Genomic DNA, 12988 nt, shown 5'->3' on the forward strand with positions numbered 1-12988 from the left:
GCCCGCTCAACATGCGCTTTAGAAAGAGTAGTCGTCGGGGTCGGGACCGCCACGAATAACACTGATGGCCGCCGGATAAGGTTTCATCTTGTACTCATTCGGAGGAGTGGCGCCTGCAAGGTAACGGACAAAATAATCCCACCGCCGCCGCATCATGTACTGCGAAGCCGGGCCGTAGCCGTGGGGCACATTCGGAATCAGCACCAGATCGAAATCCTTGTTTGCCTTGATCAGTGCGTCAACAAGGAGGAGCGTATTGTTGGGCGGAACGTTGTCGTCCATCGTTCCATGGGCCAGCATCAAGTGGCCTTTGAGATTCTTTGCGAAATTTTGATTGGCCTGCGAATCGTAGTTGCTGGTGCCGTCGGCATTTTTGACTTCGATACCGGCCCACTTCTCAGCCCAGTCGTCTTCGTAGTCGCGCTGGTCGTGGTTGCCGCTTTCAGCAATCCCTACCTTGAAGAAGTCAGGATAGTGCAGCATCGCGGCGCCGGTTGCATTGCCTCCGCCGGAGTGTCCCCAGATTCCGACGCGATCGAGATCAATGAACGGATACTGTTTTGCCAGATCCTTCATGCCCGCGATCTGGTCGGGAATGGTGTTGTCGCCGAGGTCGGCGTAATAGGCCTCGTGAAATGATTTGGAGCGGAACGGCGTGCCCATACCGTCGATGCAAACCACCACGAAGCCCAACTCAGCTAATGCCTGCATGTCCCCGTGGGCCGCGCGGAAGTCGCGGCCGCCGCACGATCCGATCTGCGGTCCCGGATAGACGTAGTTGATGATGGGATATTTTTTCGAAGCATCAAAGTTTGTGGGCTTGAACATGAAGCCGTACAGGTCGGTCTTCTCATCGCGGCCCTTCACCGTGATTGGCGTAAGAGGCATCCAGCCAGCGGCCATCAGCTTCGTAATATCCTGCTTCGCCAGCTCCATCACGGTCTTCCCGTTGTCATCGCGAACTACTGTTACCTGCGGCTTGGTGGGCGTTGAATAGCTATCGGTAAAGTAGCGCCCATCGTGCGAAACCTTGATGCGATGATCCGCATTCTCCGGTGTCAGCAGCTTCAGCCCAGTGCCGTCAAAATTTACGCGATAGAAATGCTCAAAGTATGGATCGCGATCCTTTTCAATGCCCACGCCAACGAAGTAAACGACGCGCGCCTTCTCGTCTACATTCAGAACCTCTGTGACGTTTCCGGGGCCATGCGTGATCTGATTTTTCAGCTTTCCGGTCGCGAGATCGTACAAATACAGGTTTCCCCAGTTGTCGCGCTCGCTGAACCACAGTATCGCGTTGGAATTCGGAAGGTAGTGCCAGTTGATTTTGCCGTTGCCGCTCTCGTAGAACTTGGGGACGGTCTCCGTCATCACTTCGCGGACTTCGCCGGTTTCAGCATCGGCCTCGCGCACCCATTCCTGCTTGTGATCGCGCGAGGTCGAAACGAACCCGAGGTGTTTTTCGTCCGGGCTCCATTCCAAATCGGCAAACGTGTTTCCGTCGCAGGCGATGTCGTCGCACAAGGTTGACCGGTGTTGATCTGGCGGCATTTTCAACCGGATCACCTTGCGCGCGTCCACGTCGATGATTACGCGCTCGATCATGGTCACATCCTTGTCACCCACCAGCGGATACTTCCACGCCTTGAGCTGGGGATGCGAATTAGTCACCGGGACCAAATACATTTCGCCGTCTTTGCGCTGATCCTGCTGGAACGTCGCGATTTTTTTCGAGTCGGGGGACCACAACAGGATTGCGGAATCGGACTGCTTCCATCCCGCGTTGTCGGTGGCGTAACCAAAGTCCTTCACGCCATCGGTCGTGAGTTGAGTCTCAGCGCCAGTCGCCATGTCACGAACCCACAAATTCCAGTCGCGAATAAACGCGCCAAGCTTGCGGTTCGGCGAGAGCGTCAGTGGCGGGTTCGGCGCTTCGCCTGGGGCGGGTGATTCCGCCGCAATCAGCTTGCACGCATCCGATCCTGCTCCCACGCTGCATTGATACTTTCCGCCACGCGCGGTGAAAGCCAGCGTGTGATCGCTATCGCTGAGCGAAATGTCGGTGAGTTGCAGGTGGCGGGCATCTATTCCTGTCCCGCCCTTCATCACCGCCTTCAGAGCAGTTGCCAGCTTTTGCTGATCGACCAGGGGTTTGCGGGTACCGGTCGCGGCATCGACGAGAATGTAGTTAATCCCGCTGTCTTCCGCCTCGCGATACCAGAAGCGGTCGTCGTCGAGCCACTGGGCATTTACCTGGCCTTTCCAAGCGAGAGGGTTCACGTTATATGCCATGAACTTTTCGGCCCTCGCATAGTCGTCGTCGGTGTACTGACGCGGCTGCTGAGCTAGCGCGGTGATACAAACCAAGGCAAGGCCCGCAAACGGGCTCACGATCGACTTCACAAGTTTCATAGCAGTCATGTTTCTGGAGTCCTTAAGCGCCGGCCGCCTCGTTCTGGCAACGAAGATCGCGCTATGTGCAGATCGGAGAAGATGTTACTGGTTGGAATTCTATATCCCTCAAGCCTCGCGGGAGGAACCAACCGCGTGCCAGCACGGGCGTTTCACGAGCGAAAGGGCGCTCAAGGTCATGATGATCTTTGGTGTTCGAATAAAGTCAATATTAGTGAATATTGACAGTAAATCGACATAAATCGTATAAAAACGGAAGAGATGCGTATACCCTTCCCTTGTTCAAAACTGCCTCTATTTTGCCCTCACCCTCGGCTTTCCGCGTCCGTGCGCCGCTCTCTTGTGTTGCTTGAACTTGGCTTGTTTGCAGTTGCCGGTGCTGTTGCCCAGTCGCCGCATGTCACCGGCAATTCGTTCATCGCCCGCTATCAGGCGCGCGTCTCTGCGACACAGGCAGAGCAGCCGCATTGGGTTACCCCACTTGTCACTGTCACACCTCGCCTGGAGCAGGAGATCCGCACCGACTTTGTTCGCCAGACGAATACAAAGCTTGAGAACACGTGGAATTTCGGCAACAGCAAGGGGCTCGAGATCATCCCTGAGCGTCATATTGAGTTGCTCTTCAATATTCCGCCGTTCATCGCGCATCAATCAGGGAACGACGGTTTTGGTGACGTCTCATTTAATTCGAAGTATCGCTTTTTTGCCCGCAATGAGGAGCACGGCAACGCAATCATCACTGCGTTTGTTGCGGGTACCTATCCAACTGGCAAGAACGGGAACGGCAGCTGCTGCGCGACGGCCACTCCCACGCTCGCTGTTGGCAAGGGATTCGGCCTGCTGGCGCTGACATCTACGGCCGGTGGCTCACTCCCGGCAAGCAGCGGAAAGAAGCTCGGTCACACGATTACCTGGAACAGCGTGGCGCAATATCACCTCGCTCGTACCAGTGTGGCTCATTTCTTCTGGCCCGAAGTTGAGTCGAACGCCAGCTTTTTTGTAGGCGGCCCCAATGACGGCAAGACTACGGACTTCGTCACTCCTGGACTGATTGTGGGGCGAATTCCGCTGGATCACAATCCTGACGGGAAACCTGGGCGGCTGGGCCTTACTTTCGGTGGCGGAGAGCAGATCGCGGTGACGCACTTCCACAGCACCAACCATAACCTGGTATTCACCGTACGTATGCCGTTTTAGGTTGCGTTTCCAAGTCACGATGGAGCTTAGAAACGGAGAAATAGGCATGAAAGTCTCAAGTCATGCGGTGTTTGAGTGGTTTGCGCGAACGTCGATTGTTCTGATTCTTGCCGTCAGTTCATACACGCGCGCGCAGCAAACGGGGCAGACGGTGGAGATGAACCATGCGACTGCGTCGGTGCAATCTAAGCAGCTTGCCGTCCGCGGACTCGATGGAAAATCGGTTACGTTCACACTCGCCGATCTCGCTATGCTGCCCCATAAAACGATTTCGGTTTACAACGAACACACTAAGACTAATGAAAGATACTCAGGAGTAGAACTGATCGAGCTGCTGCAAAAGGTAGGCACTCCTCAAGGAGAGAGTGTGAAGGGCAAGCTATTTATGACCGCCGTGGTGGCGGAGGGCGCGGATCACTATTGCGTGATTTACACCTTGGCCGAGGTAGATCCTTCGATTCACACCGGGGATGTGCTGGTGGCGGACTCCATTGAAGGCCACCCGCTGGATAAGGACGGCGCATTCAAGATGGTATCCACTGAAGAGCGCCGCCCGGCACGATGGGTGCGAAATCTAGCGCAAATCTCAGTGATCAATGTGAAGCCGTAGAAAGCTTGAACAGGGTCTAGATTTGCAAAACAGAATTGACCTGATTTTTACTCCCCTGCAATGAATGTGTTTAAGCCTCGCTGCTACTTTCCTTTTCCAGGAGGTAACATGCGTTCGCTTATCCCCGCTGTTTCAGTTCTTTATGCTTTGCTTTCAGTTGGTGCCGTCGCTCAAGACCGCGACAGCGACTGGGAGAAGAGCCAGATCAAACATGTATTACTTATCAGCATTGATGGAATGCACGCCGTCGACTACAAAAACTGTACTGAAGGGATTGCAGGAGTTAATGGCGGCAAACCCTACTGTCCTAATCTCGCGGCTCTCGGCACAACCGGAGTCAACTATGTTGCGGCAAATACCTCGAAGCCGTCCGATTCGTTTCCGGGACTGATGAATATCGTTTCCGGCGCCACGCCGCGCTTGATGGGCGTTTACTATGACGTCGCCTATGACCGCTCGCTCGATGGACCTGCGGTAACGACAGGTAACGGCAATCCTGCAGCTCCATGCATGGCGGGCAAGGCGCCCACCGGCTACACCACCGAGTACGAAGAGGGCCTCGATATCGATCAGACGAAGGTCAATGGCGGAGCACCCGGGGCCAGCCTTACGGATGGCGGTATTGCATCGCTCGATCCCACCAAGATGGATCGCGATCCGGCCAAGGGGTGCGCTCCTGTCTATCCGTGGCAATTTGTGCGCACCAACACCATTTACGGCGTCATTCACAAGGCTGGAGGCTATACCGCCTGGTCTGACAAGCATCCCGCTTACTCATCTGTGGCTGGGCGCGACGGGGTCGGCGTTCTCGACGACTACTATTCGCCTGAGATCAACTCCAATGTGATCGGACTGCCCGGCGTAATGACCCCTTCGGGAATCTCCTGCTCCAGTATTCCCGATGCTTCCGCAGACCTTACGGCCTGGACCAACAGCTTCCAGAATATTCAGTGCTATGACACGCTTAAAGTGAACGCGATTCTGAACGAGATCGACGGTAAGACGCACAGCGGGAAACATGCGAAGACACCGACGATCTTCGGTATGAACTTCCAAGCCGTGAGCGTGGGGCAAAAGCTCATTGAGAGCGGACCAGGCAAGGGAGGTTATCTGGATGCAGCAGGAACTCCAACCGGAAACCTGCTCAGCGAAATTGAGTTTGTTGACGATGCTATCGGCCAGATGACGATGAGGCTCAAGGATCGTGGCCTCTATGAGTCGACGTTGGTGATCATTACCTCCAAGCACGGCCAATCACCCATCGACCCGAATGCCTACGACGCCGTTCCGGGAAAGACCAGCAACGGTCTCTCACCGGCGACGCTCATCTCGAATCAATTGCACGCCGCCATGCCGCCCTCAGAAGATCCGAATGCCAGCGGTATCGGATCCACCGAGGATGACGTTTCGCTGCTGTGGCTTACCAATCCTTCGTATACCGACGCAGCGGTATCGTTGCTGGAAGCGAATCGCGCGGCTACCGGCATTGGCCAGATCTACTACGGGCCTTCGGTCGCACTCAACTACGACACGCCGGGATGGGCTCCAAACGGCGATCCGCGCACGCCTGACATCATCGTCACTCCGAATGTCGGTGTCACTTATACCGGGAGCAACAAGAAGCTGATGGAACATGGCGGCTTCTCACACGACGATACGAATGTGATGTTGCTGGTTTCCAATCCCGCGCTTGTTCCGCACACTGTCTACTCCGAAGTGGGGACACTGCAGGTTGCGCCATCGATTCTGAAAGCTCTTGGGCTTGATCCCTCGAAACTGGACGGCGTGCGCCTAGAGGGTACGGGTGTACTGCCGGACCTAAACCTCAACTTCAACGAACGATAATCAGGCGAAATAAAACATGCGGGCGCATCGAGCGTCCGCATGTTTGCCTTACAGTTACTCTATTCGGGGCCTAGCGCAGCATCGCCCCGATGTTTGCCTTGATGGTGGGATTTGTCGCGGTGCCTGTGATCGTCAGCGGGATGCCGTGACTCGAAGCCGGCTTAGGCTTTGCTCCTGGATGCAGGAAACTGCCGACCAAACCGCCAACGGCGTTTACCGCCGTATTCGCTACCGCGCCCACTGCATTTGAGGAATTGAGGGTTGCGGTCAGGTTGAAGTTGATGGAACTCGTGGGTGAGACCGTACCCTCGCCCGTAGCCGAACCGATCTGGGGCAGATTGCCGTAGATGTCCGTAATCCGCGCACCATCCGGTGAAGAATTCACATTCGCCTTGAGCACTTGAATTTCTGTTCCACCGGACGTGCCCCCGAAAGGATTCAAGCCCTGGATTTTGGATCCGAGATCAAATCCTGCGAGCTTGGTGTTGTCGATCTCGACCGGACCAGCGAGGGTCGCCGTGGTTGCCGGACCGGTGACATTGATATTCGCTGTGATGGTTCCCCCCTGCAGGGAAGACCCGGCGGGAAGATGAATACCAACAACAGGGAGCAGCCGCTCAAGTTGATCGATGGGCAAATTCGGCGCAGCGAGATGCACGTCAAGCATGATGGCTTGCGGGGTGAACTGGAAGCTGCCGGTTGCGTGAACCGCAGCCGATCCGGCATGAACTGCAACATCGGCCAGCGTGCCCTTGCGCGTCTCCAAGTTGTCAGAGATGTTGTAATCGATGTCTACGGGGTCTTGAGAAGGTGAACCCCTGGGTACTAGTTGCAACTGCGAAGCTTTGATCTTTCCGGTGCTCGATACCGTTGTTCCATCCGATTTGAGCTGGGCGTCCACATCGTTCTGCATCTTGATTCCCTTGCTCTTGTCGATCACGCCGGATGCGACGGGGTCAAAATTCTTGAGTTGCAGGGTCGCCTGGAACGGTGACTTTGATGCGTCCGTCTGCGAAATCGGACCGGCATCCCCGCTCAGCTTCAAAGTCCCGTCACCGGGAAGTTTTGCCAGCAATTCGAAGGGGAATGACTTCTGAAACGAAAAGTCCTTTACCGTAATGTTCACTTCGGTGTATTCGAACGGTCTGTCGGTCTGGGGAATCGACGATACCATTGCGCTCCCGTTGGTGATCTTCAACTCTTCGACAACGAGATCGGTCATGGACCCGTGTTGCTGGGTTGTAGCTGCCTGATTTGAACCGCCGAGGCTCGAGAAATTCCATTTCCCGTTTGCATTTTGAATGAGTTGGATAGAGGGCGTATCGATATTCAGTTTCGTAATGTGCATGCTGTGACTGAAAACGATGGGGAAGATTTCAACGCCGACATTCAGCTTCTTAGCCTGAATAAAGGGGACAGCACTGTAATTTGGGTCATCGGCGATGGATATATCTTCAGCGTCAAGACTTCCGGCCATGATCGAGAAGGTGAGGCTTCCGACAGTCACCTGGCGGCCAAGCGCGCTCGATAGCTGGCTTTCGATTGTCGGCCTGAAGGATTCGGCGTTCACAAAGAATGGAACGAGAGAAATGACAAACAGGAGGAGGAAGACGACGGCAGCGACGACCAGCACCCACTGCTTTAGCATGATGTTTCCCTCTTCAATCCAGACTGGCACGATTGTACTGTCTGAGACCGTGCATCGTGCAGCACGATCGTGCACATCTGGTCAGCATGGCTCCCTCAAGGCCGAGTTACCAAGGCAGCGGCTTGCCCATGTGGAAGTATCCGCCCGTCGGTCCATCTTCTGGCAGGGTTGCCAGGGCCGCACTGGTCTTCCCGCCTTCGCTCAGTTCCATGGGAGCGCTTTGGCCGCCCATATCGGTCTTTACCCATCCTGGATGCGCTGAATTCACCTTGACCTTCGTATCCCTCAACTCATAGGCGAGATGGACTGTGAAGGCATTGAGAGCGGTCTTGGATGCGTCGTAGGCGAAGGATTTGGCGTTGTAGATCGGTGACTTTGGATCGGCATGCAGCTTGAGGGAAGCCAGAATGCTTGACAAGTTCACGATGCGCCCGGCGGGACTCTTCTTGATCAGCGGCAGCAGTTTCTCAGTCAGTTCGACCTGTGCGAAGAAGTTAGTCTCAAAAACCTTGCGCAGCAGATCCATCGGCACATCGGCTGCACGGTGCTCTGGACCTTCGCCGGGAAACGTGCCGCCTGCGATGCCTGCGTTGTTCACCAGAATGTCGAGTCGGCCATACTTCGAGTCGAAGTAGTCGTAGGCAGCCTGATAATCTGCCTGCTTTGTAATGTCGAACTGGAGGACGTCGGCGTCAACACCCGCTGCGCGCAATTTGGACACGGCCTGTTCGCCTTGCGCCTTATCCCGCGAACCGATGACAACCTTGACGTTTTCTTCCTTGTTCTGTCCTAGGTCGAGCGCGGTTTGGAATCCTAGTCCGCGATTTCCGCCTGTAATGAATGCAATCTTCTGGGGCATTGGGGATTATCTCCTGTACAAGTTTGGATTCTTGAGATTCGTGAGAGGTTCACGAAGTTGATGTTTCAGAGCAGGTCATCAGCGCAGATTTTCATCAGACGAACGAGGCGGCCCCAGCCATTGGATTGAAGCAAGGTCTCCTTTGGGTATCAAGGTGAGGCATTGGAAGATTTGGAGAGCGGCGAATGTAGCCTTCGATTACTCGACGGGCATCGAACCACGCTGGGGAGGAGCATCATGCCTGAAAAAGAAACCATGGAAAGGGCTCAGAAAGACCTGCGAGAGGGCAAGGCGCCATCGACGGCGGCAGGCGAATTCGTCCGGGAGGAGATTGAGCATGTGCGGGAAGGGAAGCATGGAGCGAGATCACCGCAGCAGGCCATCGCCATCGGTCTCAGTAAGGCGCGGCGCGCTGGAGTTCCATTGAAGCCGCCGGCACCCGGCAAGACCAGCGAGGAAACTCGTCATAAAGCGGAGCACGATGTGGAGAAGGGCCGCACCGACCCTCAGACTGATGAAGAAGGCTCGACTAAGCGCGGCCGGTCTCGGCTAAAAGCCATGCAGCGGGAGCCCAAAAACACTACCTCTCACCAAGCGCTTTCGGCCCACGCGGAGAAAGCGGCAAATAAACGCAAGAAAAACGGGTGATTTGCCGCTGCGGCACCTCCGCCTTTCGATGCGTTCCACTTCAAATTACTGAAAGGAACGAGATATCGGATTGTTAGCCATGGCCCTGAGCGCGTATCTTTCGAATCATAGATAGTTTGGAGCCTGGATGCGCCTGTCTGATTCCCCTGATCAGGACGCAGCGGCTGCGGCTGAGGTCACACGGGCCGAGTTCGCTCGATTTGCACTGGAGAACCTTTTCACCATTTCTCCAGATGCAATATTCGTCACGGATGATGATGGCATCATCCGAGCCGCGAACCCGCGCGCGACACAACTGTTTGGTTACACGTCAGCGGAGCTAGTCGGTAAAAGAATCGAAATCCTCGTTCCGGAGCGCTTCCGTGCGCGCCATCCTGCGCACCGGGAGAATTACGATGCACATCCTCGCGCTCGCCAGATGGGTGCGGCGATGAACCTGTTCGGTCTTCGCAAGGATGGTACCGAATTTCCGGTAGACATTATGCTTAGGCCTTTGCGTACCCCTGCGGGGTCTGCCGTACTAAGCATCGTGCGTGATGTGACGGAACAGCGTCAGGCCCAGGACGAAGCTCGACGGAGCGATCTGCAACTGCGTTCACTGCTCGATGGAGTTCGTGATTACGCGATTTATCTGCTCGATAAAGATGGATACATCACGACCTGGAATCCCGGTGCAGAGCGGATTAAGTACTACACTCCGGACGAAATCATCGGGAAGCATTTTTCGCGTTTTTTCATGCAGGAAGACGTCGAGCAAGGTCGACCAGCTGAGCTAATGAGGTTGGCGGCGTTGCGGGGGCGTATTGAAGAAGAGGGCTGGCGGGTGCGGAAGGATGGCTCGCGCTTTTGGGCAGACGTAGTTCTCACTGCTGTTCGCGACAAGACCGGGGAACTCACTGGCTTCGCGAAGGTGACCCGCGACTTCACCGATCGCAAGCGGGCTGAGGAAGCCGTAATGCTACAGCTCAGCCAGGCACTGCTTTCGAACTTGGACGTTCGCAAACTGCTGGGGGCAATTTCGGCAAGCGTGCGCGAAGTAGTACCGCACGATTGCGCGACGCTGGGCTTGTATGACGCGTCCTCACGGACATTGATGGTTCAGTTTCTTGGGATCGACGAAGGCGATATCCGACGCAGTGACGTGCTGGTTCCATTGGAAGGATCTCCGGCCTCGGAGGCGTTCCAAACCCGCGAACCGGTGATTATTGAACGCTTGCAGACATCGCACTTCAAGCCAGAGGCGGTCCGCCACCTCACTTCGCTTGGCATGCAATCGGCATGTTGCATTCCGCTGATCAATCGCGGCGAGGTTATTGGCACACTCGCTGTTTCCAGCAGGCTCGAGAACGCCTTCACGCAGCGCGAGGCCGAGATGCTGGTGCAAGTGGCCGACCAGGTTGCTATGGCCGTCAGCAATGCGATGGTTTTTCGTCAGATCGCCGAGCTCCGCGACCGCCTTCGCCAGGAGAAGGAGTATTTGCAGGAAGAGATCAACCTCGAGAATCGCTTCGAGGACATCATTGGGGAAAGCGGCGGTCTGCGCCAGGTTTTGAAGCAGATTGAAACTGTGGCCCCGACGGATGCAACCGTCCTCATTCAAGGCGAGACGGGAACGGGAAAAGAGCTGCTTGCGCGAGCTATCCATCGCCTCAGCGGGCGTCGTGACCGGACGTTCATCAAGGTCAACTGTGCAGCCATTCCAGCGGGCCTTATTGAAAGCGAGCTGTTCGGGCACGAGAAAGGTGCCTTTACCGGAGCGATTGCGCGCAAGATGGGGCGCCTCGAACTGGCGCATGAGGGCACGCTGTTTCTGGATGAAGTCGGGGAGCTGCCTCTCGATCTTCAGCCAAAGCTTCTTCGCGCCCTTCAGGAACGAGAGATTGAACGCCTAGGAGGCAACCGCCCAATCTCCGTGAATATTCGGCTGATTGCAGCTACGAATCGGGACCTCTCCCAAATGGTCGCGGAGAAGCAGTTTCGCAGCGACCTGTTCTATCGCCTGAAAGTCTTCCCGATTTTTTCTCCTCCATTGCGCGACCGCTCGGGAGACATCCCGGTATTGGTGCGTCATTTCGTTTCCACGCACAGCCGTCGCATGGGTAAGAGCATCGAGACAATTCCCGAGGAAACGATGAAGGCCCTGTGCCGCTGGCCGTGGCCCGGCAACATCCGCGAGCTTGAAAACTTTCTAGAGCGGGCTGTAATCCTGACGCGCGGCTCCGTGCTGTACGTACCGCTTGCCGAGTTGGAAACCAAGGTTGCCGAAGAGCAGGAGCAGTTGGACAACTTCAGCCCTACTCTCCAGGCAGCGGAGCGCGAGCACATCCTTCGCGTCCTGCGCGAAACTCGCGGCCAGATTGGCGGGGCCGACGGAGCTGCGGAGCGACTTGGCCTGAAGCGGACCACCCTCAATTCCAAACTGAAAAAGCTGGGCATTGAACGCAGCGACTATATGTAAGGTTGCGCGCGCGAATCCAATTGCTCCATTTTCATGAAACTTGGTGTGCGATTTGGCGGATCGTGACGAGATTTCGTCTCGTGACGGCATTCCGTCTTCGTCACTTCGTCACCTGGATTTCGTCATGTGCGATCCCCGCGTCAAATCATTGAAAGTAAATCATTCAAAAATAAGGGATATACAGGAAGCCTCGAAGGCCCTCGCAAGTTTGGCACGGTAGTTGCCTTATAGGTAAGCGAGGCCGACGAGGGCCAACATACGTTGCGAATCACGTTACAAGATGTCGAGGACACCGTAGAGATGAGGCTCGAAGGGCGCGTGGCGGGGCCGTGGGCGAATGAACTCGACCGCGTCTGGGTGGAACAGGCCCCGCGACTAACCACTAAGAAAGTCGTCATCGATATACACAACGTTACCTACGCCGATGCCGCTGGCAAGCAAGTGCTGAGATCGATTTACGCTCAGACCCACGCCGCGTTCATAACCAATACACCATGGGCTCAATTTCTCGCAGATGAAGTGACTGCAAGTAAAGCCGCAACCGTAGAAGAGGGAGACTGATGATGCTTACCATGCGCGAATCGATGACCACTTCCGGAGTGCAGTCTAATCGGCCCGGCGAGTTTTTCAAGAAGCTTTCCGTGGCAGCACTCCGCGATCTGGAGTCAATGGAATTCCCCACGCTCTACCAGCCCGGCATGCAGCTTTTCTCTGAGAAGTGCACACCCGCAGGCATCTTCATCGTGGTCTCCGGAGAGGTCAAGCTTTCGATTAATTCGAGCGATGGCAAGCGCCTTATCCTCAGCATCGCGAAAGCCGGCGAAGTTCTTGGACTCTCGTCAGCGCTTTCAGGCTTGCCCAGCGAAATGACCGCAGAGGTCCTGTATCCCGCGCGAATCGCCGTCATCGATCGTGACCAGTTTATCGCCTACATGGGCCGTCATCCCGAGGTCTACCAGGTTGTTACACAGGAACTGAGCCTGCAATACAAGGTTGCATGCGAGCAGTTGCGCACGGTTGCCCTGTCTGGCTCCGCACCGGAAAAGCTTGCTCGCCTGTTGCTCGACTGGAGCGAAAACGGGCAGAAGACTGAAGCTGGAACGCGCGTTCGCTTCTCACTCACGCATGAAGAGATTGGCGAATTTATCGGCGCCTCGCGCGAGACGGTGACCCGTACTCTATCAAGCTTTAAGAGCCGTCGGCTTGTGGCGTTTCACGGATCGATCCTGACGATTCCGAGCAAGGGCGCCCTGCAAACTCTCGCTGGGATGTAATGCCGTAAACATAGCTAGATTCTTAAAAGCAGTTGCA

The 12988-nt window shown here is 55.7% G+C and carries 10 protein-coding genes; 7 read left to right on the forward strand and 3 right to left on the reverse strand.

The genetic code is table 11. From position 1 onward, the window contains the following. Positions 1-18: 18 nt before the first annotated feature. On the reverse strand, positions 19-2421 hold the full coding sequence (locus P8935_RS13090; RefSeq protein ID WP_348260738.1) for a DPP IV N-terminal domain-containing protein: 2403 nt from the start codon (positions 2419-2421) through the stop codon (positions 19-21). A gap of 318 nt (positions 2422-2739) precedes the next feature. On the opposite strand from P8935_RS13090, the gene P8935_RS13095 reads away from it, so the two are divergent. From P8935_RS13095 to P8935_RS13105, 3 genes are all read left to right on the forward strand, one after another. Then, positions 2740-3609 (forward strand): hypothetical protein, encoded by an 870-nt coding sequence (locus P8935_RS13095; RefSeq protein ID WP_348260739.1) that lies wholly within the window; start codon positions 2740-2742, stop codon positions 3607-3609. A gap of 46 nt (positions 3610-3655) precedes the next feature. Next, positions 3656-4219, forward strand: a complete 564-nt coding sequence (locus P8935_RS13100; protein WP_348260740.1) for a hypothetical protein — start codon at positions 3656-3658, stop codon at positions 4217-4219. A 108-nt stretch (positions 4220-4327) separates the two neighbouring features. Then, a complete protein-coding gene (locus P8935_RS13105) occupies positions 4328-6064 on the forward strand; it encodes an alkaline phosphatase family protein (protein WP_348260741.1) in 1737 nt (578 codons plus the stop codon). Between the two features lie 70 nt (positions 6065-6134). Here P8935_RS13105 and P8935_RS13110 read toward each other — a convergent pair whose 3' ends face one another. Both P8935_RS13110 and P8935_RS13115 read right to left on the reverse strand, forming a co-directional pair. Beyond that, positions 6135-7712, reverse strand: coding sequence for an AsmA family protein (locus tag P8935_RS13110; protein ID WP_348260742.1), 1578 nt, complete (start codon positions 7710-7712; stop codon positions 6135-6137). A gap of 106 nt (positions 7713-7818) precedes the next feature. After that, the gene (locus P8935_RS13115; protein ID WP_348260743.1) at positions 7819-8571 is read right to left on the reverse strand and encodes an SDR family oxidoreductase; all 753 of its coding nucleotides are present in this window, start codon (positions 8569-8571) and stop codon (positions 7819-7821) included. A 237-nt stretch (positions 8572-8808) separates the two neighbouring features. On the opposite strand from P8935_RS13115, the gene P8935_RS13120 reads away from it, so the two are divergent. The 4 genes from P8935_RS13120 to P8935_RS13135 all read left to right on the forward strand — a co-directional run bounded on the left by P8935_RS13120 (position 8809) and on the right by P8935_RS13135 (position 12951). Next, entirely contained in the window at positions 8809-9219 is a 411-nt protein-coding gene (locus P8935_RS13120) for a DNA-binding protein (RefSeq protein ID WP_348260744.1), read from the forward strand. Positions 9220-9346: 127 nt separating this feature from the next. After that, positions 9347-11677, forward strand: coding sequence for a sigma 54-interacting transcriptional regulator (locus tag P8935_RS13125; protein ID WP_348260745.1), 2331 nt, complete (start codon positions 9347-9349; stop codon positions 11675-11677). Positions 11678-11977: 300 nt separating this feature from the next. Further along, positions 11978-12238, forward strand: a complete 261-nt coding sequence (locus P8935_RS13130) for a hypothetical protein (protein ID WP_348260746.1) — start codon at positions 11978-11980, stop codon at positions 12236-12238. Continuing rightward, the gene (locus tag P8935_RS13135; protein WP_348260747.1) at positions 12238-12951 is read left to right on the forward strand and encodes a Crp/Fnr family transcriptional regulator; all 714 of its coding nucleotides are present in this window, start codon (positions 12238-12240) and stop codon (positions 12949-12951) included. Before P8935_RS13130 ends, P8935_RS13135 begins: the two co-directional genes overlap by 1 nt. Positions 12952-12988 lie beyond the last annotated feature (37 nt).

The sequence above is a fragment of the Telmatobacter sp. DSM 110680 genome (assembly GCF_039994875.1).
Classification (GTDB): domain Bacteria; phylum Acidobacteriota; class Terriglobia; order Terriglobales; family Acidobacteriaceae; genus Telmatobacter.

Coding starts and splice junctions, on each gene's coding strand:
- P8935_RS13090 (WP_348260738.1), bottom strand. CDS start 2,421: ATGACTGCTATGAAACTTGTGAAGTCGATCGTGAGCCCGTTTGCGGGC.
- P8935_RS13130 (WP_348260746.1), top strand. CDS start 11,978: ATGAGGCTCGAAGGGCGCGTGGCGGGGCCGTGGGCGAATGAACTCGAC.
- P8935_RS13105 (WP_348260741.1), top strand. CDS start 4,328: ATGCGTTCGCTTATCCCCGCTGTTTCAGTTCTTTATGCTTTGCTTTCA.
- P8935_RS13115 (WP_348260743.1), bottom strand. CDS start 8,571: ATGCCCCAGAAGATTGCATTCATTACAGGCGGAAATCGCGGACTAGGA.
- P8935_RS13110 (WP_348260742.1), bottom strand. CDS start 7,712: ATGCTAAAGCAGTGGGTGCTGGTCGTCGCTGCCGTCGTCTTCCTCCTC.
- P8935_RS13125 (WP_348260745.1), top strand. CDS start 9,347: ATGCGCCTGTCTGATTCCCCTGATCAGGACGCAGCGGCTGCGGCTGAG.
- P8935_RS13100 (WP_348260740.1), top strand. CDS start 3,656: ATGAAAGTCTCAAGTCATGCGGTGTTTGAGTGGTTTGCGCGAACGTCG.
- P8935_RS13135 (WP_348260747.1), top strand. CDS start 12,238: ATGATGCTTACCATGCGCGAATCGATGACCACTTCCGGAGTGCAGTCT.
- P8935_RS13120 (WP_348260744.1), top strand. CDS start 8,809: ATGCCTGAAAAAGAAACCATGGAAAGGGCTCAGAAAGACCTGCGAGAG.